This is a genomic window from Natrinema amylolyticum, from assembly GCF_020515625.1.
GTDB lineage: Archaea > Halobacteriota > Halobacteria > Halobacteriales > Natrialbaceae > Natrinema > Natrinema amylolyticum.
The window spans coordinates 335,099-358,166 of record NZ_JAIWPJ010000002.1 but is presented as its reverse complement, the minus strand read 5'-3'; the positions used below and the strand labels follow the sequence as shown (position 1 = coordinate 358,166).

Here is a 23,068-nt window from a genome sequence, read left to right as displayed (position 1 = left end):
GCAGGAGTCGGGGCGTCGAACCGCCGCGTTCGCGGAGTCTCGATCGACTCAGCCCAGATCTTCGTCGCGTTCGGACTCCCGGAGGATGAACGGCCCCATGGCGAGGGTCCGCTTCGCGACGGTCGCGATCCGGAGGATGTAGGCGATGAAGATGACGAACGGTGCGAGCCCGACGACGAAGCCCGCACTGGTCAGCCAGACGAGATTGCCGATACCCAGCGTCGTCCCGGGGAGCGCGTTGCCGTCGATGTACATCATCAGGAGCCCCATGACCGCCAGCGCGGGCACCGAGATGTACAGTAGCGCCCGCGAGAGGTTGATCAGTTCCCACTGGAAGTACAGCGTCTTGAAGTGCTCGCGGGCCGGCCCGAAGAACTTCAGGATCTCGATCATCTCGTGGAGTTCGTCGTCCGCGTCGTCGGACAGGTCGTCGCCGTGGTCGGCCCGGATCTTGCGCGCGTCGTAGATCTTCCGGGAGTAATTGAAGTTCAGCGCGTTCCAGATCACGTCGAAGGTGCCGAACTGGGCGTCCTTGAGGTCCTCCTTGACGACCTGTGCGTTTTCGACGATGTCGTCGACGTAGTCGGCGACCTTCTCCTGGATCTCGTCGCCGTGGTTGTCCGCTACCGTCTCCTCGAGTTGCTCCGCTTCCTCTTCGACGCCGTCGACGAGCTCGTAGAGGAACGCCGCGGGTTCGGGCGGCGTCACGTCCTCGTACTCGAGCGAGTCCTCGATGTCTTTTCGAAAGTCCATCGCGTTCTGCATCCGCTCTCGCTGGTCGCCGACCGCGCCGAGTTCCTGGGACAACACCAGCTGGTTGATCGTGACGACGATCGACGTCCCCGTGATGATCGCACCGATGAACGCCGAGAAGATCCAGAAGGTGCCGTTGTGCTGGGCGACGATGAGGCGCAGGGGCGTCAATCCGAGCCGACTGGCGGCGACCAGGACGACAAACACGATCATCAAGACGGCCGCCGTGAAGAGCCAGCGCCCCATCCGGAGCAAGACCCACAGTCGCAGGCCGCCGACACCGGCCCGTTGACTCAACACGCCGCTCGAGTCCGAATCGCTCATTGAGTGTGAAAAACGGATGACAAGGACGGATAAAATACCCATGCGGGAGTGAGCAGCCCCGACCGGGAGGTGGAGGTCGTCGAACGGGATCGGCTACCGATCCTCCCCGTATGTCACGTCGAACGGCCCTTCGTCAGGGTCTTTCTGTGGGATCATCGGGCCGACCGACGCGGTGCGGCGCGTGACGGTCGCGGTCCGGAGGATGTAGGAGACGAGCAGCGCCAGCGGCGAGAGGACGACGACGATCAGCGCGCTCACGACATAGGGGAGCACTGCGACGCTCACGCTCGGCCCGGTGAAGTCGGCGTAGAGGAGCCCGACGAGGATCGCCGACAGGATCGATGGGACCCCGCAGTAGATCGTGAGCTGCGAGAACCGAGTGAGTTCCCGCTGCAGGTACGTCGTCTTGAACTGCTCCCGGGCCACGTTGAACAGTTTCAGGGACCCGATCAGCTCGTCGAGTTGGTCCGTCGCGGCCGGCGACAGCGAGTCGTCGTAGTCGTTGCGCAGATGGGTCGCGACGTACAGCTGCCAGGCCTCGTCGTAGTCGATCGCCGCCGACACGGCCGAGAACGTGCCGATATCCGACTGATCGAGCGTGTCACTCACTCGGTCGGCGCGCTGCTGGACGCTGTTCGTGTACCGGACGACGGTCTCGCGGACCTCGTCGTCGTGATCGGCGACGAGCTCGGCGAGTTCGGTGGCCTCGTGTCGGATCGATTCGATGATTAACTCGAGCACCCTCGTGGGCGCGGTCGGGGTCGCGGGAACGGTCGCCTCCTCCGCGACGTCCTCGCGGAACGCCACGACGCCCTCGAATCGGTCGCGCGCTTTGCCCGCCGCACCGAACTCCTGGGAGAGGATGAGCTGATTGACCGAGACGACCAGCGTCACGAGCGAGAACGTGCCCGCGATCATGCCGCTCGCCACGCGCGTGACGGAGTTCGGATTGGCGAAGTTGATGACGCCGAGCTCGTACAGTCCGACGACCAGCGCGAAGATGACGACCGAGAGCAGCGCCGCGACGGCCAACCGGTTTCCCTGGATCAAGAACCATTCGTGGAACCGCGTCAACGGCCCCGCTTCCCTGCCCACGTCGGCCCCGTAGGACTCGAGCGTCTCGTCGGTCTCAGCGGATCCCATGCCGACACGTTCCACCGACCCGACAATAAGGGCCTGCGTTGCACACACCGTCGGCAGCGGGAGCTCGTGATCGACGCGTCCCTCGGCGAGCGCTCCCTGCGCGGTCGAACCCGGTCCGTGGAGTGCGAGAGAACGGCCGCTTCAAGGCCTACACTGAAATGCGTCCGCGGTGTCATCCGGTACATGCTCAGTCTGGGAACCGACGTGCGGACGACCGTTCGACGGCGATGACCCGATCGGAATCGACGAGCCGACGGCGAGTACTCGCATCGCTCGGAGCCGGGATCGCCACCGCGGCCGCCGGCTGTCTCGGCGGCGACGGCCTCGGCGGCCAGCCGAACTACGAGGAGGGAAACGTCGGGAGCGTCAATGCCAGCAACGTCTCCAGTAGAAATGCATCCCAGATGTCCACGGCGGCGGCACTCGCCCAACAGCAACCCAGCAACTCGGTAACGCCGCTCGATCCGCTCGAGTTAATCGACCACGAGTTCGTCGTCGAGGACGGCTATCTGGGGTCGACGATCCAGGGAAGCGTCGCGAACACGGGGTCCGATCGAATCCAGATCGTCGAAGTGCGAACGCGCGTCTACAACGGTGCCGGAAATCTGCTCGGCCGCTATCTCGCCAGTACCGGCGACCTCAGCGGCGGCTCGACGTGGGAGTTCCAGGTCATCGTCCTCGAGTCGCCGTCGGACGTCGCCAGCTACGACATCACCGTTCTGGGAACCCCCTCGTAATCGGCGCGGAATCCGCCCATCGAATCGGTACGAGGTCCGGCCCACTGCGATCGGTGTGACCGTCGATCCCGATCAGTCGCCCGTCTCGTCGCGGAGTTCGTCCGCGACCCCGTCGAAGACGGTCTCGGCGCTCACGGCGAGCGTGTACGCCGGCCGCCCTTTCCCGGTCGGCGACGTCTCCGCGGGATCGACCTCGTCGACGAACTCCTCGTCCTCGAGGCGGTACAGCGATCGGATGACGTCGGCCTCGGTGATCGTCCCGACCACTTCCGTGTCGACTTCTGACAGGTGCCGCTGGCAGTGTCGCCGAAGTTCGTGCGTCTGGACCGGCGTCTCGCCCTCGCGGGTGAGTTGCGCGACACCGAGCAGAACGACCTGATTGGTCAACGAGATGGATTCGAACGGTGACTCGTCACTCATAGCGGATAGTTGATCGTGAACGATGGTAACCGTTTCTCCTCCTCTCGGTACAGGAACCAGCAGTCGGCTCGCGGGAACCCGCGCCGGGCCCGCTCTCCAGTTGCGGGAAACGTAACTCTCCGGTGACAAGATACCGTTCGCCGTGCGTCGGCCGCCCGTCGTCCTCTCGTCCATCGCTGACCGACGGGGACCCGAATTAGCACTTCGATACCGTACGTAATCCGGACGAAATCGGCGTTACGCGTTCTCTTCGTCCTGTAACTCCGCCAGTTCGGCCTCGACCTCGTCCTGCTCGCCGTTCTCGAGTTCGGTGAGCTCTTCCTCGTCGACCTCGGCTGCTGCGTCGGCCTCGACGTCCCCACCGGACGCCGTCTCCGCATCGGTGTCGGCCCCGACGTCGGACTTGAGCGTCTCGAGTTCGGCCTCGACGCCGCTGTCGGTCGACAGCTGCTCGAGTTCGCGGTCGATGTTGTCCTTGTCCGAGAGCACGTCGTCGAACGCGCCGGACTGGTGGAGTTCGTCCATCGCGGCGGCGCGGGCCTCCATGTCCTCCGTCTGTTCTTCCGCCCGCTCGATGGCGCGGCCGACGTCCTCGAACTCCTCGCCGGTGGCCGTCATCGCTTCCGACACCGTGGAGCTGGCCTTCGCGGCCTCGTGGCGGGCCTTCATCGTCTCCTTTTTGGTCCGGAACTCCTCGATGCGGCTCTGGAGCTCGTTCTTCTGTTCGATCAGCCGGTCCTGCTGATTCTGGAGGTCCGAAATCTGGCGCTCGAGATCCTCGATCTGGTTCATCTTCGTCTTCTTCTTCTCGAGGGCGCGTCGCGCCAGATCCTCGCGATCCTGTTGGACGGCGGTACGGGCCTGATCGTTGTGTTTCTCGACGTTCTCCTCGAGGCGACGTTTCTGCATCTCGAGGCGCTTTTTCTGCGTGGTGAGATCGGCGATACCCCGCTTGACCTGCTGGAGCTGGTCGCGCATCTGCTCGTAAGAGTAGTCCAGCGTTTCGGTCGGATCCTCGGCCCGGTTGAGCACCGAGTTGAGTTTCGACCGGATAACGTAGGAAGCCCGAGAGAGGATGCCCATATTCGCTACGTATCGCTCCCTGGCCTTAAAAATGTCACTTCAGAGATGTCCGGCATCGAACGAACCCCACCGCGACGCGGTCGCGATGCGATCCGTCCTCGAGGGAGACCCGTGACGATATCGGTTCTCGGCGCGCTCGAGCGTGTGCTATCGATCGACGGACCGGACGGCGAATCCCTCGTCCACGGTGATCGTGACCGCGCCCCCTTCCCCTGCGACGTCGAGCGCGACCCGGACGGGTTCCCGGGATTCGACCCGCATCGTCGGCGTCGGCAGCTCCCAGTCGTATCGGTCGCGATCGATGCCGACGTCGGCGAGCGCACCGGCGACGCGATCGTCGAACAACAGCGGGGAGAGCGGATCCGCGCCGACGAGAAACGTACAGGTGTCACACGCGATCTCGATCACGTGGTCGTCCTCGAGTTCGACCGAGTGGCCGTCCCTCCCGTCATCGAGACGGAGATCGACGGTCGTCGCGCCCGCACAGAACGGACATTGTCCGTCCCGGGCCATCGCCATGTGGTGTCTGGCGCGGCGAGTCGTCGCCCGAGCGACCGCGTCCGCGCTTCGCCCCGCGAACCCGTTTTTCGGGAACGGATAGGTAAAGCCGATCCAATCGTCACACGCCGAACACTCGACGGTGACGAACCCTCGTTCGTACCGAAGGATCGGCGCCGCATCACACCGCGGACACGCCGAGTCGATCGCCGTCGGGTCGTACTCGAGGCGGTCGGTCGGCCGATGCGCCACGACGGTCCGATACAGGGCCGTCACGCTCGCCGCGGGAACGTAGCCGTCCTCGACCTCCCGAACGTAGACGCCGCGGAGTTTGTCGAGGTGGTAATTGAACTGCCCGCTGTCGCGCATGCCGACCGCGTCCATCAATTCCGTGTACGACTTCGGTTCGGTGTAGACGGCGTGCCAGTCCTCGAGCAACGCCAGCAGGATCTCGAGTCGGATATCGTGGTCGAGCAGCGAGAACGCTGCTCGGACGGAGTCCCCCGCCTCGTCGTCCGTCGTCATGCGACTCCGTTCTCTCGACAGCGTATTGACCGTTCCGAACGTGCGAGCGGTCGACGAATTGTGTGAACCCGCGTTGTGAAACGTACTTCACAAAGCGATTACAGTTCCGTGGCAACAACTACCGTACTGATGACCGAACGCACGACTGCCGGCGAGTCGACGACGCTCGCCGAACGCATTCGGAGCCGCCTCCGGTCGTTCGAGCCGATGCACCTCGCGTTCCTGGCGCTGCTGGCGATACCCGGCTACGTCTTCGAATCGCTCGCATTCCTGCAGTTCTTCGAGGTGTTCTTCCTCGTGTTCCTCTGGCCGTTCGTCGCGCCGCTGGTCGACTGGGTAGTGCGACGTAGCACCGACGAGAAGAGCGAGGACCCGACGGACTGGATTCGGATGGGGAACTGGCGGGAGTATGCGGCGTGGCTGCTCATGGTACCGGCAACGTTTCTGAACCCCATCGTGATGGCACAGGACGCGCTCCAGTGGCTCGGCGTTCCCGTCGCGTTCGCCCGTCACCACGGCTCGTTCCCCGACGCCGACGGCTACGACCAGCACGTCTCCTATCGGCTCCCGTTCGACGGCCCCTGGACCGTCGTGAACGGTAGCTACCGACAGGACTACTCTCACTCGTGGTTCCCGGTGACCCAGCGGTACGCGTACGACTTCGTCATCACCGACGCCGACGGCCGAACTGCCCCCGAGGACGCCGGCTCGGCCGTCGACAGCTACTACTGCTACGACGAACCGATCCTCGCTCCGGCCGAGGGCGTCGTGGTCGACGTCTTCGACGGCGCCCTCGAGGCGTCGCGCGGCGGCGGTCTCTCCCATCCCCTGAAACGTGATCTCCGCGGGAGTTACGTGGTGATCCAGCACGCCGCCGACGAGTACAGCTGTCTCGCCCACCTCGTCCCCGGCAGCGTGACCGTCGAACTCGGGGACCGCGTGGATCGCGGACGGGAGATCGGCCGCTGCGGTCACTCCGGGAACTCCTCGGAACCCCATCTGCACTTCCAGTTACAGGACCACCCCGACTTCGCGATCGCTGCGGGGCTCCCGATCGCCTTCGACGACGTCGCCATCGAATGGCCGGGTGCCAAAGCACCGGTCAGCGATCTTCGGTCGGACCCGAGCGAGACCGCGAGTGACCGCGAACTCGAGGCTGACGCGAGCAACCGCCCGCTCGAGGACGGAACGTATCGCGCCCGCTCGTACATCACCGCCGGACAGCGAGTCGCACACGTCGGCCGAGACGGGACCGATTCGAGGCGGAGACACGACGACGTCGCGCACGCCGGCGACGTCACGCCCAGGGCTGACGACTCGACGGGAACGCAGTCGACGGGCCAGCGACGCCTGGGAGTCGCTACGCTCCAACGGATCGGGTTCGGGGCGTGCGTCGGCGGCGTCGCCACGTTCTTCGCGTCGATAGTCGTCTCCTGGCTCCCCGTTGCGCTTCTGCTGGGCGGTGGGGCGGCGATCGGCGCGGCCGCTCGAGTCGGCCTCGCGGTCCCGGGCGGAGACGGTGACGGACGACGCCCCGGTTCGAGAGGGACCGTCGTCGGCGTCGGAGCCGTCGCCGCCGCCGTCGCCTGGTACGGGCGAACCGACCCGGCCGTCGGACTGCAGTCCCTCGGCGCGCTGGCCTTCCTGGCCGGATTCGTCTGCTACGTCGCCCTCGGCGAGTACGAGCGGCTGCGACTCGGCGAATCGTTCCCGGACCGCGGCGGCGTGCGCTCGCTCTGAGCGGCGCTCGGTCCGACCGCCTCGAGCACCGGTCCGCAGCGGCGAGACTCGCGGTAACGTGGCTTGATTAGCGGGCGTCCACAACGACGGGCCATGAGCGACGTCCTCATCCCCGGTGGCCGCGATGTCCGGGGGACGCTCGAGGAACCGACCGACGAACCGCGGGCCGTCGTCGTCGCCTGCCCGCCCCACCCACAGCAGGGCGGCTCGCGGAGCGATCCCCGCCTCGTCGCCCTCGGCGACGCCCTGACCGAGGTCGGGATCGCCTGCCTGCGCTTCGAGTACGGGCCGTGGGACGAGGGCCGTGGCGAGCGCGAAGACGTCCGCAACGCCGTCCGGTGGGCTCGCGACGAGTACGACGGCGCAGACGGCGACGGGCTCCCGGTCGGCGTCTTCGGCTATAGTTTCGGCGCGTCGCTGGCCCTGCTCGCGGCCGCCGATACCGACCCCGACGCCGTCGCCGTTCTCGCTCCCACGGCACGGCTCGCCGAGGATCTCGATGCGCTGGCAGCGCTGGATGCGATCGAAGCCCCCGTCCACGTTTGCTACGGCGAACGTGACACGACCGTCGACTGGGAGCCGGTCGTCGAGCGCGCTCGGGAGCGCGGCGACGAGACCACCGCGCTGGCGGGCGACCACTTTTTCCTCGGAAAACACGACGAGATCGCGGCGACGGTACGGTCGTTCTTCGAGCGGACGCTGCTCGAGGCCGCGTGACGGAACGGGACGACCGGTCGGAATCGCGAACGCTCTCGAGCGGCGGTCAGTCACCGCCATCCGTGAAAATCGCTTTTGCTCGCGCCGCGAGTAAGTCGGCCACTGTGGCACCGATTCAGGACCGAGCCCGGAGCGGCCGTGCGAACCGATGACCGCAGCCCGTCCCGAATCGATCCAGCGGGCCGAGACGTGGACCGAACTTCAGCAACTGATCTCCCAGGAGATGTGGATGGGCGACATCGGCCGCCACCGCTCGCCGTACGTGTTCCGCGGCGTTCCGGACGAATCGTTCAGCCTCGAGACTTCGATCAGTCGCTTCGTCGGCGACTCAGGCAAGTGGAACCTCGAGCCCCTCCTGCTCCGGAACTTCGCCCAGTACGCGGCGGACGAGATCGAGGAGCCCCGATCGGTCTGGCACCTGCTCTCGATCGCCCAGCACTACGGGCTGCCGACCAGGCTGCTCGACTGGTCGTTCTCGCCGCTGGTGGCGGCGTACTTTGCGACGTACACCGGCGACACCGCACACGACGGCGCGATCTGGGCCGTCGACTACCGGCAACTGCACGCCGACCTGCCCGACTACTATCAGGCGGTCCTCGAGATGACGGAGACGCACATGCTCGACACCCACCTCCTCTCGAACGCGACCCTCGAGTACGGACTGCGCGAGGACACCGGCGACAGACGCGCCCCGGCCCGAAACCTCAACGACGTCTCCCGCGTGAACGAACTCTGGCAGGAGCTGTGGGCGCCCGAAACCGAGCGGGACGACGAGTACGTCATGTTCTTCCGCCCGCCCGCGATCGACGACCGCATCGTCAACCAGTCGGCCGTCTTCTCGTTCCAGTCCGACCCGCGGTTGATCCTCGATCAGTGGCTCGCGGACCGTCCCGACTGCTACCGCAAGATCGTCATTCCGGGCGAGCGCAAGCTCGAGTTCCGCGACAAACTCGACCAGATGAACGTCAATCACCGGACGCTGTTCCCCGACCTCGAGGGGCTGGCGACCTGGCTCAAGCAGTACTATCAGCCGCAGTCCCAGGAGTAACGGGAACGGACACGAGCCGAGAAGTGAGTTCTATAGGAAACCCCGTTATTCGGTCACCCCCTCAGTGATCAGTACAGGTGGGAGACTTGTTATCCCGATATACTATAGAGCTGATTCGGGGGACTGTATACTCTACCCGTTTAGCGCGCGGAGAGACGCAGTGGTGGGCCTCCCGCTGAGTCTGACGACGTGTTCGAAGAACGGACCCGGTTCAGCCAGCGCTTTTTCAGTGATTCAACTGCGATTGGACCAACTGTGGCAGTACTGTGGAAATCGATCGCGACTGGTTTGTTTGATCATCTGGGTGAATGCGCATCTTATACGCATGCAGTTCCGTCTGTTTAGATGGAGATATTTTCCCTGTAGTCGCCCCGCAGAGAGAAAGTCAAGAGGCGGAACGGCCGTGGGCCGGCCACAGGAGTGTCACAGAACCGCCACTCAAGCAACACACCATGTCAGACCGTACTCCCCGAGAGAATCCCGAAGACGCAAACGGCATCTTCCGTGCCGAAGACAATTCCGGCGATATGGAGCAGTTATGAACGCTCAGGAGCTTGAGGCTCTCGTTCCAGCGGCACTCGATACGCTCCCGATCAACTTCGCTATCCTCGATGATGACGGCACGATACTGCATACGAACCACGCATGGCAGGAGTTCGGTAAATCGAATGGTGTCGATTCCCGGCCGGATCTGATCGGAACCAACTATCTCGAAATTACCAACCGAGCGGAGTCGGAAACTGGGCAGACTGCCGCCGTTGGGTTATCCGAGGTGCTCGCGGGCGACCGGGAACAATTCGAATTCGAATATCCGTGTCACTCTCCGAATGAGCAACGCTGGTTCCTCATGCGGGCGGCATCGTTCACCGACGGCGATCGGAGATACGTCGCCGTCGCACATTTCGATATCACCGAGCGCCGCGAGTACCAGCGACGGCTGGAGACGTCGAACGAGCACTTCAAGCAGTTCGCCTACGCGGTTTCTCACGATCTTCGGGAGCCGTTACGGATGGTGACGCGCTATCTGCAACTGCTCGAGAGCCAGTATGGGGACGAACTCGACGAGGACGCGAGCGAGTTCATCGAGTTCGCCGTCGACGGTGCCGAGCGGATGCGCGAGATGATCGAAGGACTGCTCAAATACTCGCGAGTCGAGACACAGGATGATCCCAACGATTCGGTCGATCTCGAGACAGTGCTGGACGACGTACTACTGGATCTCGACATGCGGATCGAGGACGCCGACGCCGAAATCACCAGCGAATCGTTGCCGACCGTCACGGGTGACGCCAGCCAGCTCCGTCACGTCTTTCAGAATCTGCTGGACAACGCAATCGAGTACAGCGGCGAGCAGGCGGCGCGGGTGCGGATTTCCGCGACGCTCGACGAGGACGAGTGGATCATTTCGGTCAGTGACGAGGGAATCGGCATCGACTCGGCGGACGCAGACCGGGTTTTCGAGATGTTCCAGCGTCTCCACAGCTACGAGGAGCACGCCGGAACGGGAATCGGGCTCGCGCTCTGTAAACGTATCGTCGAACGGCACGACGGAGATATCTGGATCACGTCCGACTCGAAAGACGGAGCGACGTTCTCGTTTACGATACCCGCGGCACGCGGTCGGGATAATTGAAACTCTCGTCCTGATCAGTCACGCGCTGCTCTGACCGAGAGCAGTGCGTGCCGAATATGCGCTCGGATTCGGCATGATTCGATGACCCTCCACTCAACCTCTTTTACCGGGGTCCTTCCTCGTTCGCTTCGCTCACTCGGTCGAACCCCGGCAAAACCCGTTGATGCTGTCAGAACGCGTTGCGTTCTGACTGCTAATCAGAACCGCAAAGCGGTTCTGATGATGCCAAAAGGCCGCCGTCGCGGGGTTTCACCCCGCTCCGGCGGTGAACTGCTCGCGTTGCTCGCGGATGCTCGTGTACCGACCACCGTTCAATATCTACGTCTACTGAGCGGCCGGTTCGAGAGCCAGTCGTGTGACTCGAGGTTCCGATAGCGAAGAGACGCTCAGTCCCGTCCGTGCCGAGTCAGACATTTCGGCAGCCCGATGAGTTCGACGGGCTCCGAATTATCCGGCGAGTAGACGACCATCTGGCCCTTCTCCATGTAGGGCACTTTGGACTCGAGGTTGCTGGGAATGTTCACGCTCTTGATGGCGTCCTCGTCGCCGAGGTTGAGCACGACGGTGGTGTTGATCTGCTTGAACACGGCGTCGTGGATGTCCTGGGGATCCTGCGTGATGAGGAAGAGACCGAGGCGCTCCTTTCGGCCCTGCTTGGCGGCCTCGGTGAACTTCGTGATGACCTTTCCGGCCTGAACCGAGTCGGCGTCGGTCAGGAAGTTGTGGGCCTCGTCCATACCCAGCACGAGCGGGGTCTCCTTGACCCGGTCGTAGTCCGGATCGTTCGAGAGCTTCTGGTCGATGATGAGCGAGGAGACCGCGAGGACGATAGCCTCGGTGGCCCGGCTGTCGTTGATGTGGTAGGTCGGCACCACGGTCAGCCCGCCGGGGCGGACGAAGTCGTGGACGAGCTCGGTGATCGGACGCGCGTCCTGATCGAAGACGTGCCCGAAGCCGAGCACCCGCCGCCGGACGGCGTCGAAGGTCGCCTCGTGGACGCGACCCGACTCGTCGAGTTCCTCACGCAGCGCGGGGTCGTCGAGGAACGTCGTGAACTCCTCGTAGGTCCCCCCGCTCCTGTACTGCTTGCGGAACCGCGGGAGGAGCACGCTGGTGAGCGCGCCGTACTGGTTGTCGTTCAGCCCGCTGCCCGCGACCAGCCACGGGTTGTCGTGGACCATCGAGAACGGAATCGTGAACTCGACCTGTTCCGCGCGGTGGTGGCCCGCCGCGTACGACGCTGACCCGACCTTCGGAATGAAGGCGGTCGTATCGTCGTGGCCGCCGTAGGCGATTCCCTCGCGCTCGAGGCGACGCGCGAACTCGTCGTCCAGATCGGGGTTGTCGTCGTGCATCTGGGCGTACTCGTCCTGGGGATCGAACTGGACGACGGCGGGGCTGACCTCGCGGCCGTCGTCCATGGGGTAGGTCCGGTCGTCGGCGAGGTACTGCCGGAGAATGTTCTTTGCGCCGTGGGTCTTCCCCGACCCCGTTCCGCCGGCGATCAGCGAGTGGCGGAAGACGAGCGGATCGCCGGCGTCGTAGTCGTCTTTCAGCCGGTAATCGATAGTTGGCGGCGACGCAGCGGTCCGCACCTTCTCGCCGCCGACCGAGAGGTGACCCAGGAAGACGCCGTCGTCGGGCATCTTCAGCCCCGTTTTGATCTCCTCGGTGTCGTCGGCCTGCCGGATCACCGTCTGGGGTTTCGGCACGCGGTCGGTCATCCGCCGTTTGAGTTCGCCGTCGTCGTCGTACAGCACCGCGACGGGCTCGAGATTCGCGACGAACTTGTAGTCGGCCTCGTCGATCTCGTCGGTCCGCATCGCCCGCCGCGCGTGGATCTCCGTCGCGTCGTCGGCGTGATACTGCTGGGCGTACTCGAGTCCCGTAATCCGGCAGAACAGCGTCTCGCCGTCGGGATAGGGCGCGAGCAGGTAGCTCCCGATGCGGATCGACGACCGGTTGCCGCGGGTGACGTACGCTCGCAGCGTCGTATCGTCCGCGTCCTCGGCGATTCGCAGGCCCTGGGAGACGCAGATCGTCCCGATACCGACGTCCTCGCCGCTGGGCTCGACCGTCGTCGCCTCGAAATCGTTCGTTACCTCGTCGCTCGTGGAACTCGCCGCGCCCTCAGAACCCGAAGACGACGGCGAGCCCGTCTCGTCGGCCGCCGAGCCGTCTTCGGTACCGGCGTCGGCGTCGAAATCGCCGAAGTCTCCCAGATCGCTCATACCAACCCCATCCGGCCCGTCCCACAAACGCGTTTCCCTCCAGTCGGATGGACTGTTTATCCCCGGCGACGGTCACGAGCGACTGCGAAAAGCAGTAATCCCATCGTAACGGCCGCGAGCCCGATCTCAGCCGTGAACCCCGGAACCGGCTCACTGTCGTCGGTCGCCGCCGATTCGTTCTCGGCATCGCTCGAGCCGTTTCCCCCGTTCTCGCCGTCCGAGTCCCGCGCCAGTTTGTTGGGATCGGGATGGTCGAACGACTCGAGCGGGTCGAGCGACTCGGTGCCGCCGTCGATCGCGACCGTCGCGGACTCGTCGACGACGGCGACCGGCCAGTCTCCGGTGGTGTTGACGTCGCTCTCGTCGAACGAAATCGTCGTCGCACCGGCCGGCGCGTCCTCGGCGACCCGGACGGTCAGCGTCGCGATCGTCCCCACGCCGGTCGCACCGCCGGCGGCCGGCTCGCGGCGCTGCTCGATGATCGCCGTCCCCCGCTCGTGGGCGAGTGTCTCCGTCGTCTGAATCTCGGTGTCGCCCCCCTCGAGCCACGGGCCCCGGTCGATGCCCTCGATCTCGAGGTACTCGGGGTGGTACCGGGCGATCAGCGTCACCGCGTCGATACCCTCCCCGCCGTGACCGCCCTGACTCCGGAGGGTCACGTCGATTTCGACCGTCTCGCCGGGCGCGGCCTCGACCTGTGATCGATCGGGCGAGACGATCGCGACCTGATCGATCGCGGCGGCCGTCCCCGCGATGGGCGCGATCGAGAGGGTGAGAGCGAGCAGGACGGCGAGACCAGTGCCGCTGACGAGGCGGAGACCGGCGGCTACCGCCTCGTCGAGCGAGCGGGATCCATCATCACTTGCGTCCATCGCGACGGCTCTCCCTACGGACGGGACGGTCTTACCGTTTGTCGATCACGGCGGACGCCACTGTCGGTGGGGCAGTCGAACGCGAACGAACCGTGCAGGAAAGCGAGCGTGCGTCGAGACGGCTGGCGGCAGGCGATCCCGGACGCGGTCGACGGTTACTCGACGATCGAGACGACCTGATCGTATCGCGTGACGAGGCGAGAGTCGTGATCGTAACCGATGACGCCGATCTCGGCCATCGCAGGCAGGTGAGAGTGGTGGAGTGCGATCGTCGCGCGCTCGGCGTCGGCGAACGGCCCACCGTCGTGGGCGCTGAGTCGGCTGGCGAGCTGCTCGAGCGAGAGCGGCTGGTCGGCTTCCTCGAGGACAGCGAGCAGCCGCATCCGGACGGGATCGACGAGCGTCTCGAGCAGGGTTCGCGCGTTCTCGTCCTCACAGAGATCGAGCAAGACGGAGAGATCGGCGGGGTGAACCGGCGGTTCGTCAACGAGCGCGACGCCGTCGTCGGTCCAGTCGATGATCTCGTAGTCCTCGAGTCTCGGGAGGTGGTTGTGAACGAGGCTGATGCGCACCTCGTGTCGGGTCTGCCCGTTCGATCCCGTCGTCTCGTCGATCAGGGCCGTCGTCAGTTCCGACAGGGAGAGTCGCGTCTGTCGGCAACCGAGCACCTCGAGCAGGCGAAGCCGGCGAGGGTGACGGAGGATCTCGTAACACTCTGTCGGAACGGTTGCGAGGGGGTCGGGCATGCTGCCGCCGAGGTGAGCGTCCGAACTCATTACACGTACCAACCTCTGCAAGGGGGATAAGATCGTTTCCAAAACGATTTGGGCCGGAAATCCCGCTGTTACTCCCGTAACTTCGCCATAACGCGCTGAAGTCCTCGTGAACGGGCGATAGAGGAAATTTCCGTTGGAAACGTCACCCCAGAACACGAGAATGACACAGATTCGATACATATCGGATGAGACGAAAGAGGGTGTTCGTGATATCGTCCTTCGATTCCAGTTAGTGAAATAATCAATTCGGCGACGGTTCGACCGATGAACTGACCCAGCCGAGCGCGGTGTGTCCGCGCGCTGGCCGATGCCACGGCATTTTTGCGTCCGCGAAGCGTACGATAGCGCATGCTCATGGTACGCGGTCGGGCGGGCGGGACCGAACTCACTGGGACGCTGTACGAACGGGGTGAGCGAGCACCCACGTTCAGCGGCGCACCCGACGAAGACGCCGCGTACGTCTGGGTCTGCGACGAGTTCTACGAAGTCGATAGCGGCGGGACGACGCAACTCGTCGACGGTCGCGAGGTCAACCTCGCCTTCGAGTCGCCCATGCCGCGCGGCTTCGATACCCGCGATCAGGCCCTCGAGGGAGCCAAGGAACACGTCCGAACGCAGTTCGCGCGGATCGGGGTCGACCCCGACGACGTCGAACTCGAGGTCGAAAAAAACGACGGCTAGGGCTCGCAGCGGGTGCCCCGAGAACCGTCACCTGATTCGGCGGTCCTCGAGCAGTCACGTATTCGACTCTGTCTCTGAGAGACGTGATCGGCATAGAGAACTGGTCGTCGATGCGGCGGAATCCGTCCGCGGACTCACGGTGTCCTCCTCTCACCGACGTACCCGTCCGGATACTGCGAGCAGTGACGAAGGACCACAGCTATACCGTTAGCATGCGTACTTCTACCATGATATCTACTGTCGCAGATTCGCCGCTCGACGATATCGAATTCCTCGCGCGGTCGGAACATCGCGTGACCGCGCTCGAGGCACTGGTCAGACGGCCACAGAGCGGGGACGATCTCCGGGAGATAACCGGGACTTCGAAGTCCACGATCCGACGGACGCTCCGCGAGTTCGAGGCCCGACACTGGATCGAGCGGAACGGACACCGGTACGAGGCGACACAGCTGGGTACGTTCGTCGCGTCGGGGATGGGGGAATTAATCGGCCGGTTCGAAACCGAGCAGAAACTCCGCGACGTCTGGCAGTGGCTCCCGAACGAAGCGAGCGGTTTCTCGATCGAGATGGGGGCCGATGCGGTCGTGACGGTCGCCCGATCCGACGATCCGTACCGTCCGGTGAACCGGTTCGCGTCGCTGCTCCGAGAAACGGACCGGTTTCGGTTCGTCGGGTTCGATCTGGCCTTACTCGAACCGTGTAAGGACGAACTCGCTCGACGGATCGGCGACGGGATGGACACGGAAATCATCGATCCACCGTCCGTCGCCAGACACATCCTCTCGACCTACCCGGAGCACTGTTCCGGGCCTCATGAGAGCGGTCGTCTCGCGGTCCGACTCCACGACGACTTGCCGCCGTACGGGGTCGCTATCCTCGATCATCGAGTCGGGATCAGCGGACACTGTCCCGAGAGCGGGACGGTTCGGGTGTTACTCGATACCGACACACCGGAGGCGCGTGACTGGGCGGAGTCGACGTACGCGTCCTTCAGACGCGACTCTCGACCGCTCGCTTCCGAACTGATCGCCGAATGACGACGCGTACGCGGTGTGGCAATGAGGCTGCTTGATGCGGCCCACTGAAGACGCGGCCGACTATAGTATCGAAACCGGATCGACGGTCAGTGATCGGGGCTGTGACACCCTCGACCGGAGCGGCGATTCGCGAAGAGAGACGTCACGCGGTTCCAACCGATGACCGCCGTGCAGCGGCTGCACGACTGTCACCGACTGCACGGAAACCACTAGATGCCTACACGACCCTCCGTCTCGTAGTCTCGCTTGCCGAGAGGCGAACTCATGACTACGAATACACGATCGAAAGACAGCGCGACGGGCCTTCAAGTGGCGTGCGATACAGCGGTTTCAGGGTGTGTCTTCCGCATGCGTACCGAGGCGGACGACAAGGAACGACTGCTGGAGACGACTCGTGAGCACGTCAGAGAACGACACGGGAAAGACGTCAGCCTCGACGAGATCGACGCCCGCCACGTGGAAACGGTCGAGGTCGAACTCGAGGAGGCGGACTGATGAGTATGAACCGGGCGACGGCCGACCGACACCGGACTGATTACGAACTCGGACGAGGCGTACGGATCGGCTCGCTCCTGATGGCGCTCTCGGGCGTCGCCTTCGTCGGGTACGGGATCGTCTTCCTCGCCAGAACGTTCTTCGGGACCGGCTTCGAACTCGGCGTCGCGACCTTGAACGGAGTCACGCCGGCGGACCTCGACGCGCTCGATCCGGCCGTCATGCACTACATCAACCATCTCCACGTCGCGACGGCGGCGTTTATCATCGCCACCGGGATCGCTATCGCGACGCTCGCCTGGTACGGTGTCCGAAGCGGGCAACTGTGGGCGTGGGCGACGGCAGTCGTCGCCGCCGTGATCGGACTGGCCATCGCGCTTCCGATGCACTACGCCGATCTCTTCGCCCACGACTGGGTGACACACCTCGGCCCCATCTACCTCGCGACGATCGTGTTCGTAGTGGGTGCCGTACTCGCCTACCGAGGAATCCAATCCGGACCCCAGACGGCCGAGGCCGGTACGAACACCGAGGCTTAGAGGCTCCGTTTCGGTAGTCGGCCGTATGAAGAACGACCGGGATCAGCAGCGGTCAATAGGGCTGTTCGTCCCACCGGTGGTCGTCGTAGGTCCGATCCTGAGCCGCGTCGAACCGCTCCTCGAGCGTCTCGCGGAGCGACGCCTTCTCCGAGTTACTGATCCGAGCGAGTTCGTCGGCTTTCGCGACGATCGTCGGCGGACCGTGAGCGACGGCGACGTCCTGGAGGAGTTGCATCGCGAGCCGCTCCCGGATGTCGGGATCCTTCGTGAACGCGTAGGGGGCTTCGATCCGGTAGAGCAGGTCGTCGCGGGGATCGTAGATTACGAAGAAGGTGACTTCGTAGGCCTCGCGCTCGAGGCGACGCTCGACGCCGAGCGCGTCGCCCTCGACCGAGAGCGGTCGGTCGACGCCGCCCCGCGATCGGAACCAGTTCGTATAGGTCAGCGCGGACGCGTCCCGTTCCCAGCGCTCGCCGTCGACGTCGTCGACGTACTCACCGCGCTCGAGCAGGCGGGTGAACAGCGCCGAATCGTCGCTCCAGGGCACGCTGACGTCGACGTCTCGGTTCGATTTCAGCGTCCGGGTGAGCACGCGCGTCGCGGGATTCTTGACGAAGCCGACGAGGGGGACGTCCCGGTCGACGAAGTCCTCGACCAGCCGGACGTAGTTCTCCAGCACCGTCGTGGGGCGGGGGTCCTCGAGCAGGAAGTCCGCGAGGTCAGGGTGCTGGTCGGCCCAGCGCAGCAGGCCCCGCGGATAGAGCGGCCCGTCGAGGACGAGCAGGTCCGAGACGTCGGCGGCGTGGTCGCGGGCGTGTTTGCTCTCGGCGAGGTAGAGCGCGAGCGCGTGGACGACGCCCTCGGCGAAGCGTGGCAGCGGCGGGATCTTGACCGCCCGGCTCTTGCTGTAGCCCTCGTCGAACTTGCCCCACGTCTCGTCGACCATCATCGTCTCGTCGTTCGAGTGGACCGTCATCACGGTCGTCCGCGATCGGTGGAGGTCGAGGTCGCTCGGGGTCGCGCTCATCGCCGCCTGCGCGATGTCGATGACCAGTCCGTTCGTGAACGTCGTCGGATTGATCGTCCCCGCGTCGAGCCCGTGTTCGGTCGGGAACTCGCGGTCGCGAAGGGCGACTCCCTCGCAGTCGACGACCCGTCGCGCCTGATCGCCGACCGGCTCCAGGATCGGTCGTCCGTCGTGAAGCAGGGGATCGAGAAACTCCGCCCAGACGGTTTCGGCGAACGCGCGACGGTCCCGCTCGTCGGTCCCGTGGTCGATCCGCCTCGCGAGCCGCGCGATACCGTCGAAGTGGACCGGATCGAGCGTCATGACTGGGGGCACCCACCCGATCCGCAAAAATCCAGTGGTCGCCGGAAACAGGTGATTAACTCGAGGCCGGGTAAATAACTATCAGAAAACGTATATATGGGCGCGTCGAGAGTCGAGATATCTCGATGTCCGAGCGAGAAACGGCCGCGACCGTCCGCGACGACCGCGCGATCAATTGGCGACAGACCAGTTCCGGAGTCACCCTCTATGAGGAGGGGGCGCCCGACGCCTGGATCCACGCCGAGTTCGAGGCCGGCGTCGCGCCGGAAGACCGGCTCTTCATGATTTGTGAGGACTGTGGTGCCGTGTTCGCACAGCGAGTCAAGCCCGGCAAGGAAACCGTCTGTGGGGACTGCGGTGCGACCTTCGAACACGACGAGGACGCGACCCGACCGTCGCACTGAACGATCGACGACCGTTCGTTTTTCGACGCCCGCTCCGAACGAACGATCGAGCCATGCGGAAAGGGGTCTTTTCAGCTTACAACAAGCTTATACCAGTTGATACGAAAGCGGAGGGACGAATCAAGACCGAACGATGGATCGAGCCCTCCTCACGAAAGGCCGAAATCGGGTACAGACCGCACTGGATGCCGCCTCGGCGTCGTTCGTCCGACGGTTCGAGGTCGACCTGCGAGCGCTCGCCGCGTTCCGTATCGCGATCGGAACGCTGGTGATCGTCGACCTCCTGCTCCGGTCGCGACACCTCACGGCGTTTTACACCGACGACGGGGTCCTCCCGCTCGAGGCGCTGTTTTCGGACTACTCATCCGTCTACTCTCTCCACGCTATCTCCGGCGAGGCGTGGGTCCAGGCGCTCCTGTTTTGCGTCGCCGGACTCTTCGCCCTCGCGATGATCGTCGGCTACCGAACCCGTCTCGCGGCGATCGTCTCGTGGCTGCTGTTGCTCTCGTTACACGCCCGGAATCCGATGGTACTCAACGGGGGCGACGCCCTGTTTCGAATGTTGCTCCTCTGGGCGATCTTTCTCCCTCTCGGAGAGCGCTGGGCGATCGACGCCCGCCGGACCGATCGGGACCGATCGACAGCGTTCTCCGCCGGAACGATAGCCGTCCTCCTGCAGCCGCTGCTCATGTACGCGAGCAACGCCATCTACAAACACAGAGGCGACACGTGGATGGCCGGCGATGCGGTCGTCGAGGCCTTTCGAGCAGATCAGTTCACGATTCTGCTCGGCAACGTCATCGCGGACCAGATACTCCTGTTGCGCGCGTTCACCTACGTCTGGGTGACTCTGCTCGTGCTCTCGCCCTTGCTCGTCCTCCTGACCGGGTATCGGCGGGCGATATTCGCCTCGCTCTTCGTTGGCATGCACCTCGGCATGGTCGTCACGATTCAGGTCGGTCTCTTCCCGCTGGTCGCCGTCGCCGGACTCCTCCCGTTCTATCCCCCGGTCGTCTGGGACGCGCTGGGCCGGCTCGCGACTCGAGCCGGGATCGCACCGCGACTTCGCGGCGGGCTAACGCGGCTGCAACGGGCCGTCCCGACGCTCTCCGTGCCACTGCTCCCGTCGCTTCGGACGGCCGTGCCCTCCCTGGCCGCGGTCACGGACCGCGGACGAGTGCTGGTCTCGACGGTCCTCCCGGGGCTCTTTCTGGTTCTCGTCTTGCTCTCGAGCGCCGGCGCGGTCGGGTACGACGAAATGCCCGACCGCGGCGAGGAGGTGCTCGAGAAGGCGAAGGCCCAACAGAGCTGGCAGATGTTCGCTCCGGACCCGATCTGGCGGGCCAAGTGGCTCGTCGTGCCGGGCGAACTCGAGGACGGCACGGAGACCGACATCTATCGCGACTCGGCCGTCGACTGGGACAGACCGCCGTCCGTCGACGAGACTTACGAGAGTTCCCGCTGGCGAAAGTACGTTCGGAACATGCGGTTCGTCGACAACGAGAACCACCGCTCGTACTTCGCGAACTACCTGTGCGGACGCTGGAACGCCACCCACGAGACGGGCGTCGAGCGGGTCACCGTCTACGGGCTGTCCGATCGGGCCGCCCCGTACGAGGAGCCGGATATCGCCGAGTACCACCTGATCGAGTACGACTGTTCGGGCGAGTTCGTCCAGAACGACTGAGGATCGACGACGCTCGACGATCCCGAATTGGACCCGCCCGAACGAGCGCGACACGGACCGCGACCGATTCCCTATTCTCTCCGACAACGACAGCTAATTAGGCCGCGCTGGAAACCGGAGCTATATGGAAGCTGCGCTGATCGTCCTCGACGGCTGGGGACTCGGTGACGGCGGTAGAGACGCGGTCCAGGCGGCCGAAACGCCGGTCTTCGATCGACTCGCGGAGTCCGGATCGGACGGACGCCTCGAGGTCGCGGGCCGGCGCGTCGGCCTGCCGGACGGCCAGATGGGCAACAGCGAGGTCGGCCACCTCAACATCGGTGCCGGCCGAGTCGTCTACCAGGAGTACACGCGCATCTCGGACTCGATTGCGGACGGCTCCTTCCGGGAGAACGACGCGATCAACACCGCGTTCGACAACGCCCGCGCAAACGACGGGAAGGTGCACTTCGTCGGCCTCGTCAGCGACGGCGGGGTGCACTCGGACCAGGAGCACCTGCACGCCCTGATCGAACTCGCGGGCGACCGCGACGTCGAGGCCGTCACCCACGCGATCACGGACGGCCGGGACACCTCGCCGACGGGCGGCCGGGAGTATCTCTCGACGCTCGAGGAGGTCGTCGCCGACCATGGCACCGGCGACGTGGCGACGGTCTCGGGCCGGTACTACGCGATGGATCGCGACCAGAACTGGGACCGGACGAAGCGGGCCTACGACGCCATCGCGAACCGCGAGGCCGAGTGGACCGCCGACTCCGCGGTCGACGCGGTCGAGCAGTCATACGACCGCGACGTCACCGACGAGTTCGTCGAACCGACCCTGATTGCGGATCAGCCGGCGCTCGAGAATGGCGATTCGGTCGTCTGGTTTAACTTCCGCTCTGACCGCGCCCGCCAACTGACTCGGATGCTCGCCGACATTCGACCCGAGGACTGGGCCGACGAGTTCGAGACCAGCCCGCCGGACGCCGAGGTCGTGATGCTGACCCAGTACGACAAGACGTTCGATCTCCCCGTGGCCTACCCACCGAACCAGCCCGAACAGGTGCTCGGCGAGGTGCTGGCCGACGCCGGCCGGACGCAGCTCCGGATCGCCGAGTCCGAGAAGTACGCCCACGTCACCTACTTCTTGAACGGCGGCCGCGAGGTCGAGTTCGACGGCGAGATTCGGAAGATCGTCGAGAGTCCGGACGTGCCGACCTACGACCTGCAACCCGAGATGAGCGCGCCCGCGGTGACGGACACCGCCGTCGACACCATTGAATCGGACGACCCGGACGTGCTCGTGCTCAACTACGCCAACCCGGACATGGTCGGTCACACCGGCGACTACGAGGCCGCGATCGAGGCCGTCGAAGCCGTCGACGCGCAACTCGGCCGGCTAGTCGAGGCGCTCGAGGACGCCGGCGCGCACGTCCTCATCACCGCGGACCACGGCAACGCCGACGATATGGGAACCGAAGAGGATCCCCACACCGCGCACACGTACAACGAGGTCCCGATCGTGTATCTCGCGCCCGACGGGACCAGCGGCGGGCGGACGATCCGCGAGGGCGGCACGCTCGCGGACATCGCGCCGACGATCCTCGAGGCGATCGACCTCGATCAGCCCCCCGAAATGACCGGCGAATCGCTGCTCGAGTGACGGCCCGGGTCGGTCGCGGCGCTCGGCGGCGACCGTGCGCTCGAGACGGATGACGGCGGGACGAGCGGTACCGTTCGTCTGCCCCGTATCGTCGGGTTCGAATCGACCGACGAAGCGAGTCGACCAGCAGTGTCTACGCTACCGCGGTGACCCGATGACGGCCGTCACCGACCGTCTCGATACCGGACTGATCGGTTCCGGAGCGCTATATACGTCACATACGAAGGTTCAAGAGACCGATACGACTGGGTTTAGGCGACATCGCTTCGACATGTCACAGTCCACACCCACCCCCGATACGGACGAATCCGTCGTCGACGCGTACGTGCTCGGCGTTCGGATCGTCGAGATCGACGCGACCGACGGCGACGACTCGTGCTACCGATTCGAGGCACCGAACCACACCGAAATCGCGTTCGACGACCTCGAGGACGCTCGCCTCTACGCCGACGTCTACTTCGCCGTCAACGGCTTCGTCGAGGAGAACACGGGCGACCGCGGCGTTCCGCCCGAAATCGTTCAGGCCGGGAAGGATACGCTGGCCGCGTATCTCGTCACGTGTCCCTGGGCGGACATCGAATGGGTCGCCTCGTTTTACGGCGTCATGCCGCCCGAAATCGAACGCTATCTCTCCTGGGTTCGCGAGCGTGCGGCCGAAATCCGCTCCGAAGCGGCCGAGCGAGGCCTCGAGTAGGCCGTTTCGGACTCCGCTCGGGCGCCGTTCTCTCTCTCTCTCCGCACTGTCGGAGG

The 23,068-nt window shown here is 64.8% G+C and carries 22 protein-coding genes; 13 read left to right on the top strand and 9 right to left on the bottom strand.

Going from position 1 to position 23,068, the window contains the following annotated elements; all coding sequences use genetic code 11:
* Positions 1–48 precede the first annotated feature (48 nt).
* Positions 49–1,077, bottom strand: coding sequence for a DUF7972 family membrane protein (locus LDH66_RS12035; RefSeq protein WP_226481318.1), 1,029 nt, complete (start codon positions 1,075–1,077; stop codon positions 49–51).
* Between the two features lie 93 nt (positions 1,078–1,170).
* Complete coding sequence (locus LDH66_RS12030; protein ID WP_226481317.1) at positions 1,171–2,220, bottom strand: DUF7972 family membrane protein; 1,050 nt, start codon at positions 2,218–2,220, stop codon at positions 1,171–1,173.
* Positions 2,221–2,447: 227 nt separating this feature from the next.
* On the opposite strand from LDH66_RS12030, the gene LDH66_RS12025 reads away from it, so the two are divergent.
* Complete coding sequence (locus LDH66_RS12025; RefSeq protein WP_226481316.1) at positions 2,448–2,957, top strand: FxLYD domain-containing protein; 510 nt, start codon at positions 2,448–2,450, stop codon at positions 2,955–2,957.
* Between the two features lie 72 nt (positions 2,958–3,029).
* Here LDH66_RS12025 and LDH66_RS12020 read toward each other — a convergent pair whose 3' ends face one another.
* From LDH66_RS12020 to LDH66_RS12010, 3 genes are all read right to left on the bottom strand, one after another.
* A complete protein-coding gene (locus tag LDH66_RS12020) occupies positions 3,030–3,377 on the bottom strand; it encodes a hypothetical protein (RefSeq protein ID WP_226481315.1) in 348 nt (115 codons plus the stop codon).
* Positions 3,378–3,614: 237 nt separating this feature from the next.
* The gene (locus LDH66_RS12015; protein ID WP_226481314.1) at positions 3,615–4,460 is read right to left on the bottom strand and encodes a PspA/IM30 family protein; all 846 of its coding nucleotides are present in this window, start codon (positions 4,458–4,460) and stop codon (positions 3,615–3,617) included.
* 147 nt (positions 4,461–4,607) lie between these two features.
* A complete protein-coding gene (locus tag LDH66_RS12010; RefSeq protein WP_226481313.1) occupies positions 4,608–5,483 on the bottom strand; it encodes a winged helix-turn-helix domain-containing protein in 876 nt (291 codons plus the stop codon).
* A 129-nt stretch (positions 5,484–5,612) separates the two neighbouring features.
* Between LDH66_RS12010 and LDH66_RS12005 the strand changes: the two genes are divergently transcribed.
* The 4 genes from LDH66_RS12005 (at position 5,613) to LDH66_RS11990 (ending at position 10,621) form a co-directional block, all read left to right on the top strand.
* Positions 5,613–7,223 carry a M23 family metallopeptidase gene (locus LDH66_RS12005; protein WP_226481312.1) on the top strand — a complete coding sequence of 537 codons (1,611 nt, stop codon included), beginning with the start codon at positions 5,613–5,615 and terminating at the stop codon, positions 7,221–7,223.
* 93 nt (positions 7,224–7,316) lie between these two features.
* Complete coding sequence (locus tag LDH66_RS12000) at positions 7,317–7,940, top strand: alpha/beta hydrolase (protein ID WP_226481311.1); 624 nt, start codon at positions 7,317–7,319, stop codon at positions 7,938–7,940.
* A 148-nt stretch (positions 7,941–8,088) separates the two neighbouring features.
* Entirely contained in the window at positions 8,089–8,988 is a 900-nt protein-coding gene (locus tag LDH66_RS11995; RefSeq protein WP_226481310.1) for an FRG domain-containing protein, read from the top strand.
* A 538-nt stretch (positions 8,989–9,526) separates the two neighbouring features.
* A complete protein-coding gene (locus tag LDH66_RS11990) occupies positions 9,527–10,621 on the top strand; it encodes a PAS domain-containing sensor histidine kinase (RefSeq protein WP_226481309.1) in 1,095 nt (364 codons plus the stop codon).
* A 386-nt stretch (positions 10,622–11,007) separates the two neighbouring features.
* Here the strand turns inward: LDH66_RS11990 and LDH66_RS11985 are convergent, their stop codons facing one another.
* The 3 genes from LDH66_RS11985 to LDH66_RS11975 form a co-directional block, all read right to left on the bottom strand.
* On the bottom strand, positions 11,008–12,852 hold the full coding sequence (locus LDH66_RS11985; protein WP_226481308.1) for an ATP-binding protein: 1,845 nt from the start codon (positions 12,850–12,852) through the stop codon (positions 11,008–11,010).
* Between the two features lie 56 nt (positions 12,853–12,908).
* Positions 12,909–13,724 (bottom strand): cohesin domain-containing protein, encoded by an 816-nt coding sequence (locus LDH66_RS11980; protein WP_226481307.1) that lies wholly within the window; start codon positions 13,722–13,724, stop codon positions 12,909–12,911.
* A 155-nt stretch (positions 13,725–13,879) separates the two neighbouring features.
* Positions 13,880–14,500 carry a DUF7344 domain-containing protein gene (locus LDH66_RS11975; RefSeq protein ID WP_226481306.1) on the bottom strand — a complete coding sequence of 207 codons (621 nt, stop codon included), beginning with the start codon at positions 14,498–14,500 and terminating at the stop codon, positions 13,880–13,882.
* Positions 14,501–14,848: 348 nt separating this feature from the next.
* Here LDH66_RS11975 and LDH66_RS11970 point away from each other — a divergent pair, with 348 nt between their 5' ends.
* The 4 genes from LDH66_RS11970 to LDH66_RS11955 all read left to right on the top strand — a co-directional run bounded on the left by LDH66_RS11970 (position 14,849) and on the right by LDH66_RS11955 (position 17,252).
* Positions 14,849–15,181, top strand: a complete 333-nt coding sequence (locus LDH66_RS11970) for a DUF7113 family protein (RefSeq protein WP_226481305.1) — start codon at positions 14,849–14,851, stop codon at positions 15,179–15,181.
* A gap of 227 nt (positions 15,182–15,408) precedes the next feature.
* Complete coding sequence (locus LDH66_RS11965; protein WP_226481304.1) at positions 15,409–16,218, top strand: helix-turn-helix transcriptional regulator; 810 nt, start codon at positions 15,409–15,411, stop codon at positions 16,216–16,218.
* Between the two features lie 264 nt (positions 16,219–16,482).
* On the top strand, positions 16,483–16,713 hold the full coding sequence (locus LDH66_RS11960; protein WP_226481303.1) for a DUF1059 domain-containing protein: 231 nt from the start codon (positions 16,483–16,485) through the stop codon (positions 16,711–16,713).
* Positions 16,713–17,252, top strand: coding sequence for a hypothetical protein (locus LDH66_RS11955; protein ID WP_226481302.1), 540 nt, complete (start codon positions 16,713–16,715; stop codon positions 17,250–17,252). The genes LDH66_RS11960 and LDH66_RS11955 overlap by 1 nt, the downstream gene beginning before the upstream one ends.
* 52 nt (positions 17,253–17,304) lie before the next feature.
* Here the strand turns inward: LDH66_RS11955 and LDH66_RS11950 are convergent, their stop codons facing one another.
* A complete protein-coding gene (locus LDH66_RS11950) occupies positions 17,305–18,582 on the bottom strand; it encodes a DNA double-strand break repair nuclease NurA (protein WP_226481301.1) in 1,278 nt (425 codons plus the stop codon).
* A gap of 125 nt (positions 18,583–18,707) precedes the next feature.
* Between LDH66_RS11950 and LDH66_RS11945 the strand changes: the two genes are divergently transcribed.
* From LDH66_RS11945 to LDH66_RS11930, 4 genes are all read left to right on the top strand, one after another.
* A complete protein-coding gene (locus tag LDH66_RS11945) occupies positions 18,708–18,986 on the top strand; it encodes a hypothetical protein (protein WP_226481300.1) in 279 nt (92 codons plus the stop codon).
* Positions 18,987–19,119: 133 nt separating this feature from the next.
* Complete coding sequence (locus LDH66_RS11940) at positions 19,120–20,673, top strand: HTTM domain-containing protein (RefSeq protein ID WP_226481299.1); 1,554 nt, start codon at positions 19,120–19,122, stop codon at positions 20,671–20,673.
* 124 nt (positions 20,674–20,797) lie between these two features.
* Positions 20,798–22,318: a 2,3-bisphosphoglycerate-independent phosphoglycerate mutase gene (gpmI, locus tag LDH66_RS11935; RefSeq protein ID WP_226481298.1), complete on the top strand. Its 1,521-nt coding sequence runs from the start codon at positions 20,798–20,800 to the stop codon at positions 22,316–22,318.
* 271 nt (positions 22,319–22,589) lie between these two features.
* Positions 22,590–23,012: a hypothetical protein gene (locus LDH66_RS11930; protein WP_226481297.1), complete on the top strand. Its 423-nt coding sequence runs from the start codon at positions 22,590–22,592 to the stop codon at positions 23,010–23,012.
* Positions 23,013–23,068: the final 56 nt, after the last annotated feature.